The sequence below is a fragment of the Pseudomonas sp. NDM genome, assembly GCF_003105095.1.
GTDB classification, from domain to species: Bacteria; Pseudomonadota; Gammaproteobacteria; order Pseudomonadales; family Pseudomonadaceae; genus Aquipseudomonas; species Aquipseudomonas moraviensis_A.
This window is the reverse complement of the sequence record NZ_QETJ01000092.1, coordinates 1-18,873: the sequence shown is the minus strand read 5'-3', so window position 1 is coordinate 18,873 and position 18,873 is coordinate 1. Positions and strand designations below refer to the sequence as shown.

At 53.5% G+C, this 18,873-nt stretch carries 15 protein-coding genes and 3 pseudogenes; 5 read left to right on the top strand and 13 right to left on the bottom strand.

Annotated elements, in window-relative coordinates:
* Window positions 1-77: 77 nt before the first annotated feature.
* Complete coding sequence (locus DCO47_RS17935; protein WP_064363459.1) at window positions 78-1,178, bottom strand: polyamine ABC transporter substrate-binding protein; 1,101 nt, start codon at window positions 1,176-1,178, stop codon at window positions 78-80.
* Between the two features lie 255 nt (window positions 1,179-1,433).
* Window positions 1,434-2,840, bottom strand: coding sequence for a cytosine permease (locus DCO47_RS17930; protein ID WP_064363460.1), 1,407 nt, complete (start codon window positions 2,838-2,840; stop codon window positions 1,434-1,436).
* A gap of 322 nt (window positions 2,841-3,162) precedes the next feature.
* On the opposite strand from DCO47_RS17930, the gene DCO47_RS17925 reads away from it, so the two are divergent.
* Complete coding sequence (locus tag DCO47_RS17925) at window positions 3,163-3,648, top strand: flavin reductase family protein (RefSeq protein WP_042606747.1); 486 nt, start codon at window positions 3,163-3,165, stop codon at window positions 3,646-3,648.
* A 138-nt stretch (window positions 3,649-3,786) separates the two neighbouring features.
* On the opposite strand, the pseudogene DCO47_RS27590 reads toward DCO47_RS17925, so the two are convergent.
* A pseudogene (locus DCO47_RS27590) lies at window positions 3,787-4,383 on the bottom strand (methyl-accepting chemotaxis protein); the annotation flags it as partial.
* Window positions 4,384-4,692: 309 nt separating this feature from the next.
* Window positions 4,693-5,577, bottom strand: a pseudogene (locus DCO47_RS27585) (cache domain-containing protein); the annotation flags it as partial.
* A 359-nt stretch (window positions 5,578-5,936) separates the two neighbouring features.
* On the opposite strand from DCO47_RS27585, the gene DCO47_RS17910 reads away from it, so the two are divergent.
* Entirely contained in the window at window positions 5,937-6,980 is a 1,044-nt protein-coding gene (locus DCO47_RS17910; RefSeq protein ID WP_073471146.1) for an LLM class flavin-dependent oxidoreductase, read from the top strand.
* A 93-nt stretch (window positions 6,981-7,073) separates the two neighbouring features.
* Here the strand turns inward: DCO47_RS17910 and DCO47_RS17905 are convergent, their stop codons facing one another.
* From DCO47_RS17905 to DCO47_RS17870, 7 genes are all read right to left on the bottom strand, one after another.
* Entirely contained in the window at window positions 7,074-7,418 is a 345-nt protein-coding gene (locus DCO47_RS17905) for a hypothetical protein (protein WP_116658596.1), read from the bottom strand.
* Between the two features lie 141 nt (window positions 7,419-7,559).
* Window positions 7,560-8,111, bottom strand: coding sequence for a hypothetical protein (locus DCO47_RS17900; RefSeq protein ID WP_064363464.1), 552 nt, complete (start codon window positions 8,109-8,111; stop codon window positions 7,560-7,562).
* A 269-nt stretch (window positions 8,112-8,380) separates the two neighbouring features.
* Entirely contained in the window at window positions 8,381-8,965 is a 585-nt protein-coding gene (locus tag DCO47_RS17895) for a hypothetical protein (RefSeq protein WP_116658595.1), read from the bottom strand.
* An 876-nt stretch (window positions 8,966-9,841) separates the two neighbouring features.
* The gene (locus DCO47_RS17885; protein ID WP_116658593.1) at window positions 9,842-10,468 is read right to left on the bottom strand and encodes a hypothetical protein; all 627 of its coding nucleotides are present in this window, start codon (window positions 10,466-10,468) and stop codon (window positions 9,842-9,844) included.
* Window positions 10,469-10,573: 105 nt separating this feature from the next.
* On the bottom strand, window positions 10,574-11,119 hold the full coding sequence (locus tag DCO47_RS17880) for a hypothetical protein (protein WP_042606743.1): 546 nt from the start codon (window positions 11,117-11,119) through the stop codon (window positions 10,574-10,576).
* Window positions 11,116-15,093, bottom strand: coding sequence for a DUF637 domain-containing protein (locus DCO47_RS17875; protein WP_116658592.1), 3,978 nt, complete (start codon window positions 15,091-15,093; stop codon window positions 11,116-11,118). The genes DCO47_RS17880 and DCO47_RS17875 overlap by 4 nt, the downstream gene beginning before the upstream one ends.
* Window positions 15,044-15,589: a hypothetical protein gene (locus DCO47_RS17870; RefSeq protein ID WP_116658591.1), complete on the bottom strand. Its 546-nt coding sequence runs from the start codon at window positions 15,587-15,589 to the stop codon at window positions 15,044-15,046. The genes DCO47_RS17875 and DCO47_RS17870 overlap by 50 nt, the downstream gene beginning before the upstream one ends.
* Before the next feature lie 83 nt (window positions 15,590-15,672).
* Between DCO47_RS17870 and DCO47_RS27335 the strand changes: the two genes are divergently transcribed.
* Complete coding sequence (locus DCO47_RS27335) at window positions 15,673-15,975, top strand: DUF4291 family protein (RefSeq protein ID WP_252874698.1); 303 nt, start codon at window positions 15,673-15,675, stop codon at window positions 15,973-15,975.
* The gene (locus DCO47_RS27330) at window positions 15,954-16,163 is read left to right on the top strand and encodes a DUF4291 family protein (protein WP_371919882.1); all 210 of its coding nucleotides are present in this window, start codon (window positions 15,954-15,956) and stop codon (window positions 16,161-16,163) included. Before DCO47_RS27335 ends, DCO47_RS27330 begins: the two co-directional genes overlap by 22 nt.
* Before the next feature lie 102 nt (window positions 16,164-16,265).
* Here DCO47_RS27330 and DCO47_RS17860 read toward each other — a convergent pair whose 3' ends face one another.
* Window positions 16,266-16,760 carry a hypothetical protein gene (locus DCO47_RS17860; protein WP_064363465.1) on the bottom strand — a complete coding sequence of 165 codons (495 nt, stop codon included), beginning with the start codon at window positions 16,758-16,760 and terminating at the stop codon, window positions 16,266-16,268.
* A gap of 607 nt (window positions 16,761-17,367) precedes the next feature.
* A pseudogene (locus DCO47_RS17850) lies at window positions 17,368-17,718 on the bottom strand (POTRA domain-containing protein); the annotation flags it as partial.
* A 223-nt stretch (window positions 17,719-17,941) separates the two neighbouring features.
* On the opposite strand from DCO47_RS17850, the gene DCO47_RS17845 reads away from it, so the two are divergent.
* Window positions 17,942-18,760 carry an alpha/beta fold hydrolase gene (locus DCO47_RS17845; protein WP_064363468.1) on the top strand — a complete coding sequence of 273 codons (819 nt, stop codon included), beginning with the start codon at window positions 17,942-17,944 and terminating at the stop codon, window positions 18,758-18,760.
* Window positions 18,761-18,873: the final 113 nt, after the last annotated feature.

The following is an 18,873-nucleotide window of genomic DNA, read 5'->3' as shown; positions in this document are numbered from 1 at the left end:
ATAGCGGTCTTTCAGACATATTGTCATCGGCTGACACACCGCGATCGCGAGCAGGCTCACTCCTACAGGGAATGGTCTTATTTATCGGATTTGATACTGGTCCACACCCGCGTGCGCACCCGCTCCATTTTCTGCGGCAACGGCTGGACCACATACAGGGTTTTCAGCGCTTCGCGGGTCGGGGTCAGGTTGGGGTTGTCGGTGATCTCCTTGTTGACCAGCGGCATCGAGTCCTTGTTGGCATTCGGGTAGCCGAGGAAATCGCTGATCGGTGCGATCACTTTCGGATCGAGCAAGTGGTTGAGGAATTCGTGAGCCTCGGCGACGTTCTTCGCGCTCTTCGGAATGGCGAACGTGTCGAACCAGATCGGCGCGCCCTCCTTCGGCAAGCGCCAGTCGACCACCACGCCGTTGCCCGCCTCTTTGGCGCGATTGCCGAACTGGTAGAAGCTGCCGGAATAACCGATCGCCACGCAGATGTCGCCGTTGGCGATGTCGGTCATGTATTTGGCCGAGTTGAAGTAGGTCACGTAGGGGCGAATCTTCATCATCAAGGCCTTGGCCTTTTCATAGTCCGCCGGGTTCTGGCTGTTCGGATCGAGGCCGAGGTAATGCAGGGCCAGCGGCAGGATTTCCGACGGCGAATCGAGCATCGCCACGCCGCAGGCCTTGAGCTTTTCCATGTTCTCGGGCTTGAACACCAGATCCCAACTGTCCACCGGCGCATTCTCGCCAAGGGCAGCCTTGACCTTGGCCGGGTTGAAGCCGATCAGCACGGTGCCGTACATGTAGGGCACACCGTACTGGTTGCCGGGGTCGTTGGCCTCGAGCAACTTGAGCAGGGCCGGATCCTGATGCTGCCAGTTCGGCAGTTTCGACTTGTCGAGTTTCTGGAACACGCCGGCCTTGATCTGGGTTTCGATGAACTGATTGGACGGCACTACCAGGTCGTAGCCGGAGTTGCCGGTGAGGAGTTTGGCTTCCAGTGATTCGTTGGTGTCGAAGGTGTCCCAGGTCACTTTGATCTTGCTTTGCTCGGCGAAGTCCTTGGGCACTGACGGCAGGATGTAATCCGCCCAGTTGTACACCCGCAGTTCGCGCTGCTCGGCCTGGACGGCGCTGGCCAGCAGCGTCAGGCCACACACGGTGGCGCCCAGAATGCGTTTGATCGTGACCATGGTTGTTTCCCCGAATGCGGCGTGAGATCGATGGTTTTTATGTTCTGTACACGGCAGAGGCTGTAACGAAAGCCAAGGGCAAAAAAGGTCGAGCCTGTTGTTATGGTTTCGATTCTTGCTGACAGCGTAGCGCGATGACAGTAGGCGGCAGGCCAAAAGGGGATCGATATGGCCAATTTGCGTGACCGCTGAAATACTCGGGACGGCCGAAAACCAGTTGTGGCGAGGGAGCTTGCTCCCTCGCCACAGAATTGCTTACGAGCGATAGCTCAGTTTTGCCGCCCTGCTCCGCTGCGCCTGACCACGGGTCGCGAGGCAGTAATAGAGCGGCACGGTGACCACCAGGCCAACCAGCCACGACAGATCCGCACCTTCGACCAGATTGGCGTACGGCCCGACGTACAGCGAGGTGTTGGCAAACGGCAGTTGCACGATGATGCCGATGAAGTAGGCAATGATCGCGTGCAGGTTGAAACGCCCGTAGATCCCGCCGTCGGCGCGGAAGATCGAGGTGATGTCGTAGTTGCCGCGCTTGATCAGGTAGAAGTCGATCAGGTTGATCGACGCCCACGGCACCAGCACCAGCAACAGCGCCAGAATCAGCCCGATGAACTGGGAAATGAAATCCGCCGAAGCGCCGAGGGCGACCACGCAGCATCCGCCGAGGATCACGCTCGACAGCACCACGCGCACCTTGATGCTCGGCGTCCACTGGCTGGCAAAGGTCTGGATCGAGGTGATGATCGACAACACCGCGCCATACAAGTTGAGCGCGTTGTGGCTGATGATATTGAGCAGAAACAGCACCATCAGAATCGGCCCCAGCCAGCCGGTGGACTGCTTGACCGCCGCCATCGCCTCAGTGCCTTCCGGCGTCGCCAGCACCGCAACCGCGCCAAAACTGAACGAAAGAATCGTGCCCAGCGTCGCGCCCAGATACGTCGCCCAAAATGGCTTGGCAATGCCGATGTCCGCCGGCAGATAACGCGAGTAGTCGGAAACATACGGCGAGAAGCTGATCTGCCAGATGATGCCCAGCGACACCGTCGCCAGCCAGCCCGAGAGGTTGAAACTGCCGCGCGTCAGGAAGTCCGCCGGCAAGTCATGGGCGAAGATGTAGATAAACCCGGCGAGCAACGCGCCGCCCATCACCCAAGTGCCAATGCGATTGAGCGTGTGGATGAAGTTGTAGCCGATCACTCCGATCGCGGTAGCGGCCAGCGCGCCGATCAGAATGCTCAGCGGGGCTGGCACCGACGGCGCGATGCCGACGATGGATTTGCCGGCGAGCACGATGTTGGAAATGAAGAACCCGATATAGATGAGCGCCGCAAAGAACACGATCAGCAGTGCGCCATATCGGCCGAACTGGCCGCGACTCTGGACCATCTGCGGAATGCCCATGCGTGGGCCTTGGGCCGAGGCCAGCGCAATCACCACGCCGCCGATCATGTGCCCCAGCGCAATCGCCAGCAGCCCCCACCACAGATTGAGATGGAACACCTGAACCACCATGGCGCCGGTGACGATGGGCAGTGGCGCGATGTTGGTGCTGAACCACAGAGTGAACAGGTCGCGGGCCTTCCCGTGGCGTTCCGCGAGTGGGACGTAATCGACCGTATGATTCTCGATCAACGGATCTTGCCGGGACATCTGGGACATATGCATGAACTCGAGTTTGTCTGTTTTTATCTTTGTATGAAGCCAAACCGGGAGGACTCTTGGGTCGCCCCTCAGATGCAGACCATATTATGGTATTCCAAGCTTTGCACAAGCCTGATCCGCTGATTCTGTCGTTCTCTGATCCGCTATCCTCGCTGATCCTGCCCCTCAACGGCTAGCTGAAAGCCCCGTAAACATTGAGTTTCCGACGAAAGCAGCACGTTTATCGGTTCACCAGAAAAGCCCTTGCAAGATATGTATTACGGTATACCATCAGACCTACAAATCATAAAAACCGTGTCACACACCCGAGGACCACCCAATGATCGATGCTGCCATTTACAAACAAGTCATGGGCTCGTTCCCGTCCGGCGTCACCGTCATCACTACCCTGGACGACGACGGCCAGATCGTCGGCCTGACCGCCAGCGCCTTCAGCTCGCTGTCGATGGACCCGGCGCTGGTGCTGTTCTGCCCCAACTACAGCTCCGATTCCTATCCAGTGCTGATCAAGAACAAACGCTTTGCGATTCACCTGTTGTCCAGCGTGCAGCAAAGCGAGGCCTATGCCTTCGCCCGCAAAGGCAAGGACAAGGCGCAGGGCATCGAGTGGACATTGAGCGCACTGGGCAACCCGATCCTCGCCAATGCCACGGCGGTGATCGAGTGCGAGTTGTGGCGTGAATATGAAGGTGGCGACCACGCGATCATGGTCGGCGCGGTGAAGAACCTGATCGTCCCTGAGCAAGTCGCCGGGCCGCTGGTGTACTGCCACGGCAAGATGGGTGCGTTGCCGGTTGTGGCGTGATCCCGGAACTGCTGAACACATCAATCCCATGTAGGAGTGAGCCTGCTCGCGATCGCAGTGTGTCAGTCGATGCAGATGTTGGCTGATATTCCGCTATCGCGAGCAGGCTCACTCCTACAGGGGTTTCGGTGTAGCTGATTACGTCCGGAACCGGCTCACCAACTGATTCAACGTCTGCGACAACGCCGTCAGGTTCTGCGCATCCTGGCGAGTCGAGTCCGCCAGGCTTGCCACTAACTGCGCATCGCCATGAATCTGGCTGATGTGGCGATTGATGTCCTCGGCTACTTGATGCTGTTCCTCCGCCGCCGTGGCGATCTGCGTGTTCATGTCGCGAATCACGTCGACCGATTCCCGTATCAATTCAAAACTCGCCCGCGCCTCGTTGATCGACACCACGGTTTCCTGCGACACCTCCAGGCTGGCGTGCATCTGCCTGCCCATCTGATGAGTGCGCCGCGCCAGATTGCCGAGCAGTGCGTCAATCTCACCGGTGGAATCCGAGGTGCGTTTGGCCAGCGCGCGAACTTCATCGGCGACCACGGCGAAGCCCCTGCCCTGCTCTCCGGCGCGCGCGGCTTCGATAGCGGCGTTGAGCGCGAGCAGATTGGTCTGCTCGGCAATCGAGCGGATGGTGCCGAGGATCGACTGGATATCGTTGCTGTCCTGCTCCAGTTGCTGCATCGCCTCGGCACTGTGACCGATCTCCTGACTCAAACGGCCGACGTTGCTCACCGCCGCGTCGATCTGTTGCTGCCCGGTGTGTGCCTGGCGCTGACCGTTGTCTGCCGAGTCGGCGGCCTGACTGCACGAGCGCGCGACCTCGTTGGACGTAGCGACCATTTCGTGAAACGCGGTCGACACCATATCCACCGCCTCGCGCTGACGTGCAGCCACGTCGGCCATTTCCGCCGAGACTTCGGTGGCGCTGCCGGAGCTGCTGTGAATCTGGCCCGCTGCCTGGCCGATGCGCTGGATCAGCGTGCGGATCGCTTCGAGAAACTGGTTGAACCATCCAGCCAATTGCGCGGTTTCGTCCTGCCCGCGCACTTCCAGTCGCGCCGTCAGATCGCCCTCGCCTTGAGCAATGCCTTCGAGACCGCTGGCGACACCACGAATCGGCTTGACCATCAGCCCGGCGAACCACGCGCCGACCATCGCAAACAGCAACGCGCAGATCACTGCGATAGCGCCGATCAGCCAGGTCAAACGAGTCGCCCCTGCCATCACTTCGCTCTCCTTGACCAAGCCGACAAACCGCCAGCCCAACGCCTGCGAGGGCCAGACCAGCGCCATGTAATCCTCGCCGGCCAATTGCACCTCGACCAGGCCTTTGCCCGCCTCGGCCAGTTGCTGATAACCGTCGCCGAGATCGCTGAGTTTCTTGAAGTTGTGCGTCGGATCGCTCGGGTCGACCAGCACGGTGTTGTTGGCTTCCATCAACATCAGATAACCGCTTTCACCGAGGCGGATCTGCTTGACCAGATCGGTCAATTGCTTGAGCGACACGTCGATGTTGACTACGCCGGCATTGCTGCCCAACTGGTTGTTGAAACTGCGCACGGTGCTCACCAGCACCACATCATCCGCCGCCCAGTAATAGGCCTCGGTGCGCAGCGTTTTGCCGGGATTTGCCATCGCCGTTTTGTACCAGGGACGGGTGCGCGGATCGTAGTTCGCCAGTTGCGCATCGCCCGGCCAGAACAGATAACCGCCCTGCTCGGTGCCGAGTGACAGGTAGGTGTAAGCCGGATGCGCCTTGGCCAGACCATCAAACAGCTTGAACAGCTGTTGATCCTGCGGCCCCATTGGCACTTGCGCGGCGTCACTGCTCAGGTAGCGTTTGAGGCTGGCGTCGATGCTCTGCAGTTGCGGATGCTCGGCCAGGTAGGCAACGTTCTGGCTGATGCCCTCGAAAAACAGCTGCATGGCGTTTTCCACCTGACGCACTTCGCGCCCGGTGCTGTCGGTAAAGGTGTCGCGCGCGCCCTCGCGGACATTGAGGATGATCAGCGCTGCCACCAGTAACACCGGCAGGCTGGCGATTACCGCAAACGCCAAAGTCAGTTTTTGTTTTATGTTCATTGCTTGCGCCTTCCTTGTTCGAAGTGTCGGTCAGAAATGTTTTGCGGATATTCCGTATTATGGTATACCAATATTCAATCAACCGAACAGCCGTCCTTGAAGGCGTGCTTGAATGGTGAGAAGACTCGCGAGCGCACAGCGTTCTCGTCAGTTCGACAGGCCCGCACACGACCGGCCAATTACAAAAGACTCGAGGTAGCGTCATGAAATTTTCCCTGTTCGTACACATGGAACGCTGGGACGAAAGCGTCAGCCACCGCCAACTGTTCGAAGACCTGACCGAACTGACCCTGATGGCTGAGGCCGGCGGTTTCAGCACCGTGTGGATCGGCGAACACCACGCCATGGAATACACCATCTCCCCAAGCCCGATGCCGCTGCTGGCCTACCTCGCAGCGAAAACCACGACCATTCACCTCGGCGCCGGCACCATCATCGCGCCGTTCTGGCACCCGCTGCGTGTCGCCGGTGAATGCGCCCTGCTCGACGTGATCAGCAACGGCCGCATGGAAGTCGGCCTCGCCCGTGGTGCTTATCAGGTTGAATTCGACCGCATGGCCGGCGGCATGCCCGCCTCCAGCGGCGGCCAGGCCCTGCGCGAAATGGTCCCGGTGGTCCGCGCCCTGTGGCAAGGCGACTACGCCCACGACGGCGACATCTGGAAATTCCCCACCTCCACCAGCGTGCCGAAGCCGATCCAGAAGCCCAACCCACCCATGTGGATCGCCGCCCGCGACCCCGACTCGCACAACTTCGCCGTGGCCAATGGTTGCAACGTCATGGTCACGCCTTTGATGAAAGGCGACGAAGAAGTCCTCGACCTGAAAAACAAATTCCAGACCGCGCTGGACAACAACCCTGACGTGCCGCGCCCACAACTGATGGTGCTGCGCCACACCCACGTGCACACCGCCGACAACCCGGACGGCTGGAAAGTCGGCGCCAAAGCCATCTCACGTTTCTACCGCACCTTCGATGCCTGGTTTGGCAACAAGCAAACGCCAGTCAATGGCTTCCTAGCGCCGAGTCCGGAAGAGAAGTTCGCCGGGCGTCCGGAGTTTGAACTGGAAAGCCTGCACAAGACCGCGATGATTGGCACGCCGGAAGAGATCATCCCGCGGATCAAGTACTACCAGGAACTGGGGGTGGATGAGTTCAGTTTCTGGTGTGATAACAGCCTGCCGCATGAAGAGAAGAAGAAGTCGCTGGAGTTGTTTATCAAGCATGTGGTGCCGGCGTTTCGCTAAAGGTTTCGCAGGTTAAACCAAAACAAACGCCCCGCTTCAGACGGGGCGTTTTTTTGAAAACAGCATCGACTTGTGCAACCTGGCTTTCGCAGTCTATTCGCCGCTGCCATCCTCGCTGAGCACTTTGAAGGAGTGGAAGTTAAAAGCTATTTTTTCTTCTTCCTCATCAACCAGCTCATACCGGATACGATCCAGTCCGCCTTCAACCCTCGACACGCAAAGCTCCAAGAACTGTGTCAAGCCACCACCAAATCCCCGCACGTTCAAATCGCCCACGTTAAAAAATATGACCGCGATAGTCGCTGCTCCAGGATCCGAAGAATTCGCCAGCGTCATCAACAGGTTGTAACCGGTAAGTCCATCTTCAGAATCCAGGTGAAGACTTTCCACATAAACGTATTCACGCAGAAAGCTATTCAATGCTTTGAGATTGCTCAATGGTTGATCCTCGTGTGCTGGTCATTGACATCCTTGCGCGGTCCGTACTGGTAGGTATGAGTATGAGGGTCCGTATGAAAGGTATAACGCGAAGAGCGATTTATTTGTCCGACCTCACTTAAAGAAAAAATTATTCACAACCTATATCCTCTCAAAATAGGCATGAAACGCTGTAATTATTTTATCCAAGGTTTTATCGTGACCTTTAAGACTCTGAAACTCTGCAGAACTGATCAAGTTGCAGCTCAAATACTCAGAAAACTCACCAGAAGCATGCCGTGAATTGAAAGCCAGCACACCGTACTCTTCGCAAGCACTTTCAAACAAGAGCCAATCAAAACTCACATTACCCATGACTACCGGATAATTTACTGTGCCCTTGAAAAAATCTCGAAACCCCACGCTTAATTCCTCAACACCTTTCTGAATATTCTCCCCATCAAAAAGATAACAAATATTGGCCAGCGGCGCACTGAACAGGGCAAACGCGCGAGTCGAAAAAACTTTAAAGCTAGAACAGAGCAAATCATCGAGTACATCAACATTACTCAAAAGAGGCCTCTCAAAAAAATAAAACTCTAATCCTGAATCTCGAAAAACCATTTCGGGCAAATCTTTATTCAGTTCAAGACGACTTGATAACATCGCGGTTATCTGACGCAGTTCTTGATGTTCAAGTTTGGTGAGGCACATTCATTCACTCTCGAATCGGATTCTGACAATCGATTTGTTGATACCTGCAATGAAAAGGGACAGCACCTTGTCCCCTCAGTTTAAAAGAGAACAGTCCGCAATCACCCCCAACTATATCTCCAATCAACTCTCTGGCAAAATCGATATCTGACAAAAGGGGACGGTTCCCTTTTGTCCGCTTTTTTACGTTCGACACGAATAGAAAGGTGGTTCAAGGGTGGTCTGCCCCCACTCACCCCCCCCCAATATATTAAAGATCAGCATTTAGTTTATAAAAAACGGACTTTCCAAAAATCTTTACCTGCATCCACCCAATACTTCTCTCGTGACGGAATCAAGTAGCTGAAATCGCCAGATTCAGCAATCCAAGCCGGATGCACATACTCCTCATGAAATCGACCGTCATCCATATGCATGAAAATCTTTCGATCAAAATTCACGTAAAACAGAGGAAGCCGCGAGCGTATGACATTTGCATTTTTGAACAATTCCGAATCCAGACCTTCGCCTGTGAGATAGTAGTTTTCAATTCTTTCAAAAACATCCGGCTCAGCCCCAATAAAGCCTTGCAATTCGGAAGACAACAAAAGCTTAACACTCGGCCCATGAAGATACGAAGAAAAGTTCTCGGCTGTCATCTTCAAGATTCCATTCCTGAATTTCAGGCAGGATCGTTCGTATTGCTCTTGCGTGATATCTCCGTTACTCAATGACGCTCTAAGACTCTTGTCAACGTCAAGAGTAAAATTACGTTTTTCATCAACAACCCAGTAACACTGAGCTGACTGAACAAAAAAACCGATGCTTTTTTCGCCGTCCCACAGGTCATCAAAAACGTCTTGATGAATATTCATTTCTTAAACTCTAAAAATTCTTCTTGAAAAAAAAGGAGGACAGCCCACCTTTTACTAAATGGTCGATTTTTTCGGCCGTCCCGGGCTCCCTCGCTGCACACGACGACCGATCATTGCCTCGACTTCAACACCAAACTTTGAGCCGCCAAAAACATTATTTCCATTGGTCGCGGCACAAATCTGGTCAACCACTTCTGACTCTAAGTCTTAAAGACACTCATGAAAATCATCAATCATTTTATCTAACGTAAGTCATCGAGACAAGTAACCAGGGAGCGAGCTAACCAATGCTCGATCAGCCTCGTGTTCCGCCCCCTTTACGCCCCTTCAATATAATCTTTGATTTTTGCAAATCTGTTGGAAATCCAATGTACAGACATGAGAATAGACAACGACAGGCAACACCATTTAAACACCACTTCAAAATGCGGTTCAAAAAACAAATACATAACAGCCATCAACAAGAAAGCCATAATTAAAGTAATTGTCATGAATACAGTCCAAACGAACCCTGCGAGACTTAAGTACACAATCAGTTTAAGCACAATATTTTTATTTCGCACCACAGTCCCACCAAACATGGAAGTTCACCTGAGGCCATCCGCAGCGATGACTTTCAAAGGTACTTTTACAAAACCTGCGCCAGCTGAAAACACAAGATCCCCGCCACTATATACTGAAGGGCCATACCCTCCGGGAATGTGGGAAAATGCGTCCTTCACCGGGTTGTAATTAGACGGGCTACCCCCCAAGAAAATGATTATAAATGCCAGACCCGCCTTCAATAGTGGAAAATGGGGACAGACCAAGTTTTTAGAGTGCTTTCTAAACGTGGGCTACCCCCACCTATTCTTTTTCACAGAAAATTTGATTTTTTTATTTTTTCACAAAATTTTCCAGAATTTTATTTTTCTCAGACAATAAGGCCCTGACAAAATCAACGTCAAATTCCATTATCAAACCAATGGCATCCTTGATTTTCCACCGGTGAAGTTCCGGATATTCAACCATTGCGATCAAATGCTGCTTCAGCAGCGGTAGGTACTCTGAATACTTTTCACGATGCACGAAAGAATATATTTCCGATATTTCAAAAGGCCTCTCGTTGGCCAGAGCGATTATTTTTGAAAGTACATCATATACCTGACGCCTCGCTAATTCCTTTCCACTGACGTCAGCGGCATTTGCGAAATACATCGTCACTGCCATCAATATATGCCGATATGTATCATCGTACCCATGGAGTCTATGGGTATAAATACCCTCAATAATCTCTGGGCGCCGCATATATTCTTCCAGCACTATCAAGCCGTTATGAACGCCCCAGCTGGTGAGAAGTTTAGAAGCCTGAAAACGCTCCATTTCATTCCCACTGTTGAGCAGTTGCCTCACTGCGGCCATTCTTTCTTCTGAAATGTCTTCTCGGTCAAGGTCACCCGCCTCCACAGCGTAATCGGCGTGTTCCGGAATACCATTCAGCAGTTCGTATGTTTTTGGATCCATCGCCTTCACCTACTTTCTAAACGTGGTCTGTCCCCATTTATCCATTTATCAACTTGCATTATCGAGTCATGAAGAAGCATCCGGATCGGCTTCCGTGCAAGCGCATCAAATTACACAAATGGCAGTAATCAGCTGCTGAGGTTCTTCTTCCAGCGGTACTCCCCAGCCTGAAACCTCAATCAAACCAAACTTTTCATCTGTTATAAACCAGCCTTCGCCCTTATCAAAGTCCAATGACGTGATTTTTTTCAACTCAGCAACATTGCTCCCCAATCTTATATTCGAAGTTAGCGATCCCTGGTAGACAAAAGCACTAGCCGCCTCACCGGGAAAACTAAAATCATAAACTTTAAGCGCGAAAACTTTGTTGCATTTCAGCATTATACTTAAAGCAGGAATACCAAACTTATTGGAATTGATAACACTATTATCATATAAATAAAATACATAACCACCTTCGCCCTTTCGATTATCGCACTTTGTCAACCTTAGGATTGGACCTTCTTCAAATTTATATAAGGTTTTTGCTTCGTCGATAGCATACATTGCCAGCCATGTTTCGAGATCAGGCGCCGCTAGCCCTAGCGGCACTCCAGCAAGTGATCTTCCAGGCAATATGGTTGCGACCCAAGATATAGAAACATTACTCATTTTGGTACCCACTTGTTGGTAGCCGGGTTAAATAGCACTTCTTGCCCCTGAGGGTTCATGAAAAGCGTATCTTTGTCATAAATCGGCTCGTTCGGCCCTTTAAACTGAGGTCGATACGTATCAGGATCAACCACTTTAACTGAAGTATTATCACTATACGTGATTCTATAGTACTCACCTATGTGCGTTGATTTATTGACGCTATCAACGGTAGACGGACTATATTGGATTTCCTTAATACCTGTTGCACTCCCACTGATCTCGTAAACTTGAGCATTACCTGACGTTTTGCTCTTAGTCGACAAAGTAGCGGTTGCTCCGTCCATTGTAAGTGACTGTTTAATATCGTCAATCGATCGTCCCCAAACGCTGGATGGATTACCAATCATATCCCGCGGAATGCCCGCCTGTCCTGCGAGATCCTCTTTCAAACCTACGCGGGAAATGGCAGACGTGGCAGGAGGTATATCTTCACTCGGCCCTTTCGTGGACGGTGAATTTGGGAGGGAAGACTCGGTGTTATCAGCAATGCCAGTCTTAGTCGTTCCTTTGCTACCGCCCGGTTTACCACCGCCCGCGACATCTGCGGCTACGCCTGCAGCATCTGCCCAAAACGCGGCGCTTTCACCATCACGCTGAACCACAATCTCTCTGATGATCGTGTTTTGCGCAGTTTGGTTATTCTCCGTAATGATCCAGCCTACGTTTGCAGCTGCACCTATATCCCCACTGAGCCTGAGCTGCTCTGCCAGTTCGCGAATTTTTGGCTGATCGGCTAGGAGCTGATCCGAAAGCTGCTTGCAGGCACTTAAGTTTTTCTGACAGAGGCTACCCAACTCCGCATTTCGCTGCTCATCCAGATTGGCATAACGCTCTCGCACTTCTGCTTTGCACGTCTCGGATGCGCATTTTGCCTGCTCATCCAACATTTCCACGATTTCGTGGTGCATAAGGTAGTTGTAATTAGTAGCGTCCTTCGCAATAGTCGCGCCCTCTTGAAGGTTACCGTCGCTTACGGCTGCCGCAGCGATACCCACCAGTTGGGAGGACATCGACAACAGGTTGCTGTCGTTCTTGACCAGCGTGGCCAACTGGGTAACCAGAGCCTCATTTGCACCCGCCGCCAATGCACCCGTTTTGAAATCGCCACCCGCAGCTTCAGTCAGCAACCCTCCAACAACCGCGTGCAATGCGATTTTTTCGAGACTGCCGTCTTTCCAGCCCTGTTTAGCAGCAAAATCGCCTACAGCATTGAATGCCGCCGCGTTCAGAGTACTCAACAGAGCGCCCGTCAACGCATTACCGAAATTCGCGTGCTGACCGAAAGTCGCGCCCAAAACAGTGGAAGTCGTGTTCTGCAGCAGCTGGTTACCGGCGAAACGGCCGATGCCTTCCAGACTGCTCAAGTCAGTCATGACTTGGCCGGTTATCGGATTTGTTGTGGTCTTGAGAATGCTGTCGAAGTAGCCCGCCGTCAGGCCAGCAGTTACTCCTGAAATAACATAGCCAGCCAGCGCATCAGAAGACGTTACATCTTTGAATACAGCGCCAAGGTTGCCACCGTTATTGATAAAACTGGTGGCGGCATTTGTCGCTGCTCCGGTGGCTACAGCAGCATAAGATGCCGCCCAGAACGTGCCCATCCCACTCATCGCCGTCAAAGCTGCCGGTCCAACAACCGCAGCCATAACGATCGCAATAATCATCTGCGAAGCCGGACCAAGCCCCGAGTTGTTGTACTTGAACGACTCGTGAATCTCTTTAACCAGACGCCAGTCGACGTCCCCACGGGCCTCGGCCTCTTTCAACCACGCCAACTGCGGGTCAGCCTTGACCATGCTGTCGATGGTCTGACTGACGGACTGCTGGTTCACATCCTTGATATCGATCTTCAAGCCATCGACGGCTTTGATGACGATGTTGCCCTTGGCAATCATTTGGGTCTGACGCAGGGTTTCGTCGGTGTTGCCCTTGCCCTTGGAGGACACCCACGCGGCGTTGTTGTCAGTCTTGGTATGGCTTTCGTTATGAAGGTCTTTTACCGCTTCAAACGTGATCGCCCCACCGCTATCGAGTGTGATGTTGTTGCCACTTTCGAGCTGGGCGACCTGATAAAGCTGATCGCCTCCGCTCTTGAGCGTCAGATCGCCGCCAGCCTTGATTTCCGAGCCGACATACTTGTTGTCGGTGACCTCGTCATGCTGCATTTTCAGCTTGCCGAAGCCGCCCTTCTTCTTCATGTCGTAAAGCGAGTAATCGGTGTCTTGCAGCGCCAGGATCTGCAGGTTGTCACCAGCCACCAAATACGCCTCATCCCCCGCCGTCACCCGACTGGAAATCACACTCAGGTCTTTGCCCGCATCCAGCCTGACATCGCCGCCTGCGGTGATGCCTGACATGACCTGAGTGACATGGTCCTCCTGGCGTTTCTCGTTCTTGTTTTTCGAGTTCGAATGTTCCTCGTCCGCCGCCGAGGTAATCACCAGATTCTCGGTCGCCTTCATCGATACATCGCGCTTGGCATCGATTTCGCTGGCGATGATGTTGATATCGCGTTTGGCGTCTGCCTTGAAATCACGCCCGGCATCGATATCAGCACCCAGTTGGGTAACATCGCTGGCACTTGCCCTCGACCCGAGTGACACGCTGTCGTTGACCTGTACTGAGGCGACATTGACGTCGCGCCCGGCATTCAACGTCATGTCCTGGCCGCTTTTCAGAACACCGCCAATAACGTTGATGTCCTTCGCCGCTTTGACGGTCAGGTCGTTGACGGCTTCGATGCGTGCGGCGTTATCGGCGTAATCCTTACGCTGGGTGACTGACCCGTACTGGTCGTCCCTTGAGGTGATGGTCCGTTCGTTGATCACATCGCCGGTGCGAGTGGTCAGGCTGACGTCCTTGCCGGTAATGATGCCGCCCGCCTTGTTGACGATGTTGTTGGTCGCCAGCAAATCCAGACGATTACCCGCCTCGATTGAGCCGCTGTTGACCAAGTCCTTGCCTGCTGTGGCCGACAGGTTGTTGGTCGCTTTCAGCGTGCCGACGTTGTCAAGGTTTTCGCCGGCAATCAGCGTCACGTCGTTACCGGCAATCAGCGCCCCGGTCGGGCCGAGGCGGCCTTGGGCCTGAGCCAGATACACCACCGGCACCAGCACTTTTTCGCCATTCACTTCATGCTCTTCGAGCCAGACGATGTCATGGGTCAGCGCCGCGACTTGCTGCGATGTAAGGCCGACGCCGACCGACAGGTTGAGTGCGTCCTTGCTGGCGATGGCGTTGTTCATCAGGTACTTGAACATGCCCTCGTTGGAGGTCTGGCCATCGAGGAAAGCCTGGCCGGTGCGAGCGGTGACGGCTTGCTGGATCAGGCGTTGTTCGTAGAGGCCGTCGCCCAGACGCTTGGCGCTCTGGTCGGGGTCGAAGCCAAGTTTGTCGAGCAGGTAATCGGAGCTCATGAACGACTTGATGTCGGTGAGTGCCGGGTTGGTTTCGATCAGGTATTTGTGCGGATTGGACGGTGCTTTGGTGTCAGGTAGTCCAGTAACACGGGCGACCGGACGGGTGTCGATCGACTCTTTCATGTCGTTGCCGCGACTTGCCATGCCCGAGCCGGTGGCGTCCTCTGGTACCTTGACATCGACCGTACTGGCAACCGCCTGAACCATGCTTGGGGTGCGGTGGAAAGTGTCAACGGCGCGCGTGCTGTCAGACACCGCTGCCGGGGCATCGATGAACAGATTGCGCGGCCCGCCACTGGTCGCTGCGACCAGATGGTCCTGGGCATTTACCGCAACATTACCGACTGTCCAGGTCAGAGCCGGTGCGGTGTTGCTGGCTGCAAAGGAAACGGGAACAGAGCACGTTTTGGAGTGCCTTCTAAACGTGGTTTGTCCCCATTTACCCGATTTAATTTCAAATGCCTCAGCCTCCGATAAGGCGACGTTGACCCGGCTGGGTGACATCGTAAACATGCTGCTCGCAACCTTGCCCGGCAAACTGAAACTCCACCAGGTAGACCGTGCTTCGCTCCGGCGTAAAAGTGCTGTTCAGCGGCCCGCAGCTATAAGTATTGCCGGTGCCCATGCTGTTGGAACGCCCCGACACCTCGAAGGGTTCGTCGGCATTGGCTTGCGTTTCCAACTGAGGGAAGTGCTTGAACGTGGCGCTATTGGCCGCTTCGCTGAGTTTGGCGATCCAGCCGAATACCTTGCCCCGCCCGGAATCCACCACGGTACCCAGCACTTCCATTCGTTGATCGGGATCTGAAGCCCGGCGAACCGAGAACTCGACAGGGTATGTGTAACCTGTGGCTTTCATGATTACTTTGGCGTATTGCGTATCTGGCGTGACAGTTCTTTGTTGTAGTTGCAAGCCGTTTTTCAGGAGGCTGGGGGAAGAATCTCTGACGTTGGAATGGCAGCCGGTTAACGTGAGAATAAAAGACAGCAGCAGTCGAGACAGTTTCATGTATGAAGGCCCTCCGAGGGATGTCTAGTAACAAAAGCCAAACGCCAGGACGCCGACCATTTACGCGTCATTAAGCTTAGGGTATGAAAATGGTGAATCAGCTAGCGAGTTCAAATGCCACACCAATCCGCCAGATTCGCGGCTTATACGATGCGAACACCATCCGTGTTTACCAAGCTTATTCTGATGTCATTGCCGATGCCGCGCTAAGTCACGGCACCTTTGTTTCCCCGCCTTTCAAAATGGAACGGATGACATGGATAAAGCCATCCTTCCTGTGGATGATGCATCGGTCGGGATGGGGCTTGAAGGACACAAGACAGTCTCGAATTCTGGCCATCGATATTTCACGAGATGGGTTTGAATGGGCACGGAAGATTCCATGAGTGAGGAAGAATGGCTAAAACTTAAAAAGCAGACACCTGTCCGAATTCAGTGGGACCCAGATCGAGACGAACATCTCAAATCTCAGATAAGCCGTGCCATTCAGATAGGCCTGAGCGCAAAAGCCGTCGAGCTCTATGTCAACGACATGGATCCAGAACATAAGCGATGTCACTCCACTTGCTCATGACATTCACGAGTTGCTGCTAAAGGGCGAGATTGAAAAAGCCAAAGAGCTCATCCCAATCGAATAATCCTATAATGCAGCAACTAGTGACTTCTAACCTACACCTTACTTTTTCATGGAATTTAGCAATCGCACTGCAAGTTCTGACATTTCAGGAACGTCGACCTCCATCAACAACTGCAGTTTTTCCCGTGCATCGTCCGTCCCTATTTCATATAGCGCGTAAATGCACTTAACTCCAAGCGCGTAATCGGAAGCGATGTACTGATGGTGAATTAGTGCTGCTTTAAATAAATAATCAACCGCGCCAGGGTATTTAAACACCTTCAATTCCCTGGCGATATTTTCATGACTGGTGTGCCAATCCTGAATTAACAGACGGCACAAAATATCGGCACAATCCTGTGCAATTCCAAAAACAGAACCGAATATCAGCAGGCATTCAACATTATCAGAATCTTTAATTTCGAGCGCAACTTCCAACTCACGACGGAGATATCCATCAGGAATTTCGCCCCCAAAAAATATCTCAACCAATCTTTCCTTGGAAGTTTTTTTTGACACCAAATCGATAATCAGATCCTGCTGCTCATGATTCATCGTTTAGCCTCCAATCGGAAAAGTCTGGCGAAAGCTCTGCGTGATGAGGTACATCATCAAGCGCAGAGCCTGGAGTGGATTTGTGAGCATCCCTCAGGGTCTGTCCACATTTATCCCATCCCCTATCTATCCCCTCTCAAGAAGCCCACTGGGTTTTCTCGGGAAACTCGCCTTTTACAAAGAGCCGAGCGAGCTTCATACCGGCTCTCTCCGACCATTTTCCGCTTACATCCAACGGGCACTCCTTTATGACGCTTATAGTTTCCTTTATTTTATCTAGCCGTATCAGACCTACATCGCCGCCCCGACCAAACGTATATTCAACATAATCTTCAGTCTCTATAACCTTGTCCATCTCTATATAAATAGCCACGTACACCTCTCAATCTAGCGGGCTTGGATAACGTATCTGTGTTTTATCATGAGAAACGCCATAATCCTGTCTAAATATACCCTCGAATCTGGACTCGAAATACTCATGCTTGAACAGCTGGATATCTTCCTGCTTAAAAGTACCACTTTGAAATCTCGAGCAGGTTTCTGCGATGCCAGCATCAGGATCAAAACGACCTACACTTCCATCACGCATAGTATGTTCGTTGAAGAAAAGGACTTTAAGCAGCTCGTTGAGCTGCGGCACGCCGAGGCATTCGCCGATATAGGGTTCGAGCAGACGCGCCTTTTCGCGCTCCGACAGGCTGTCGGCGCCTTTGAGCTCAATGTCCTTGATGGTGAAACAGCGACTATCGGCGGGGGTCGTCGGTTGCGCTGGTCTGGCGTCTTTGCCGGGCAGGTCCTTGAGTTCTTCGAGACGCCGTTGCTGCTCTTCGAGCAAACGGTTCTGACGTTCGCGGATCAGGTCGGTTTCGCCGGGGGTGGGCGCAGCCCAAGCGGATTCAAGCGGAGAAAGGCAGAGCAAAGCCAAGCACAACCGCGCCGTGAAGGCGGGTGAAAACATCTTCGATCCCTCGACACAAAAAGTGACATCTAAATAGTGGCGCGATATTAGATAGCCATCATTTTGACGTCAAACTTATGTTTGCACCGTTCATCGGGGTTCGTCGCGTTTTCAAACGTGTGAAACCAGCACCTGCGTACAAGTGACTTTCGCATTTTGCGCGGATAATGGCCGTTGCCCATTCGGCATCTATTCTTGCCACACACGATCACAAGGAGTTTGCATGAGCACCTTCAAGACCCAAGACGGCACCGAGATCTATTACAAGGACTGGGGCAGCGGCAAGCCCGTGCTGTTCAGCCACGGCTGGCCGCTGGATGCCGACATGTGGGAATACCAGATGGAATACCTGAGCAGTCGCGGCTACCGCACTATCGCGTTCGACCGCCGTGGTTTCGGTCGCTCGGATCAGCCGTGGACCGGCTACGACTACGACACCTTCGCTGATGACATCGCCGGCCTGATCAACCATCTGGATCTGCGCGACGTGACCCTGGTCGGCTTTTCCATGGGTGGCGGCGACGTCAGCCGTTACATCGCCCGGCATGGCAGCGAGCGCGTTGCCGGTCTGGTATTGCTGGGTGCGGTCACGCCGCTGTTCGGCAAGAAAGCCGACTTCGCCGATGGCGTCGACAAATCGGTATTCGACGGCATCAAGGCTGGCCTGCTGAAGGATCGCGCGCAGTTCATCGCTGACTTCAACACGCCGTTTTACGGCATCAATCAGGGCCAGAAAATCTCTGACGGCGTGCTCACGCAAACTCTGAACATTGCGCTGCTGGCGTCGCTCAAGGGCACAGTCGACTGCGTAACCGCGTTCTCGGAAACCGACTTCCGCCCGGACATGGCCAAGATCGACGTGCCGACTCTGGTGATCCATGGCGATGGCGACCAGATCGTGCCGTTCGAAATCACCGGCAAGCAGGCCGCCGCGCAAATCAAGGACGCTGAGTTGAAGGTCTACGCAGGTGCGCCGCACGGGTTTGCCGTGACCCATGCGCAGGCGTTGAATGAGGATCTGCTGGCGTTCCTCAACCGCTAACCCGGAAAAGTCCAGCCCCCCTGTGGCGAGGGAGCTTGCTCCCGCTGGACTGCGTAGCAGGCCCGTCTTTTTCAAATCAAAAGAGGGCCGCTGCGTGACCCAGCGGGAGCAAG

Coding starts and splice junctions, on each gene's coding strand:
- DCO47_RS17875 (WP_116658592.1), bottom strand. CDS start 15,093: ATGTTTACGATGTCACCCAGCCGGGTCAACGTCGCCTTATCGGAGGCT.
- DCO47_RS17895 (WP_116658595.1), bottom strand. CDS start 8,965: ATGAATATTCATCAAGACGTTTTTGATGACCTGTGGGACGGCGAAAAA.
- DCO47_RS17860 (WP_064363465.1), bottom strand. CDS start 16,760: ATGAATCATGAGCAGCAGGATCTGATTATCGATTTGGTGTCAAAAAAA.
- DCO47_RS17900 (WP_064363464.1), bottom strand. CDS start 8,111: ATGTGCCTCACCAAACTTGAACATCAAGAACTGCGTCAGATAACCGCG.
- DCO47_RS17885 (WP_116658593.1), bottom strand. CDS start 10,468: ATGGATCCAAAAACATACGAACTGCTGAATGGTATTCCGGAACACGCC.
- DCO47_RS27330 (WP_371919882.1), top strand. CDS start 15,954: ATGGGCACGGAAGATTCCATGAGTGAGGAAGAATGGCTAAAACTTAAA.
- DCO47_RS17870 (WP_116658591.1), bottom strand. CDS start 15,589: ATGAAACTGTCTCGACTGCTGCTGTCTTTTATTCTCACGTTAACCGGC.
- DCO47_RS27335 (WP_252874698.1), top strand. CDS start 15,673: ATGAAAATGGTGAATCAGCTAGCGAGTTCAAATGCCACACCAATCCGC.
- DCO47_RS17845 (WP_064363468.1), top strand. CDS start 17,942: ATGAGCACCTTCAAGACCCAAGACGGCACCGAGATCTATTACAAGGAC.
- DCO47_RS17930 (WP_064363460.1), bottom strand. CDS start 2,840: ATGTCCCAGATGTCCCGGCAAGATCCGTTGATCGAGAATCATACGGTC.
- DCO47_RS17910 (WP_073471146.1), top strand. CDS start 5,937: ATGAAATTTTCCCTGTTCGTACACATGGAACGCTGGGACGAAAGCGTC.
- DCO47_RS17880 (WP_042606743.1), bottom strand. CDS start 11,119: ATGAGTAATGTTTCTATATCTTGGGTCGCAACCATATTGCCTGGAAGA.
- DCO47_RS17935 (WP_064363459.1), bottom strand. CDS start 1,178: ATGGTCACGATCAAACGCATTCTGGGCGCCACCGTGTGTGGCCTGACG.
- DCO47_RS17925 (WP_042606747.1), top strand. CDS start 3,163: ATGATCGATGCTGCCATTTACAAACAAGTCATGGGCTCGTTCCCGTCC.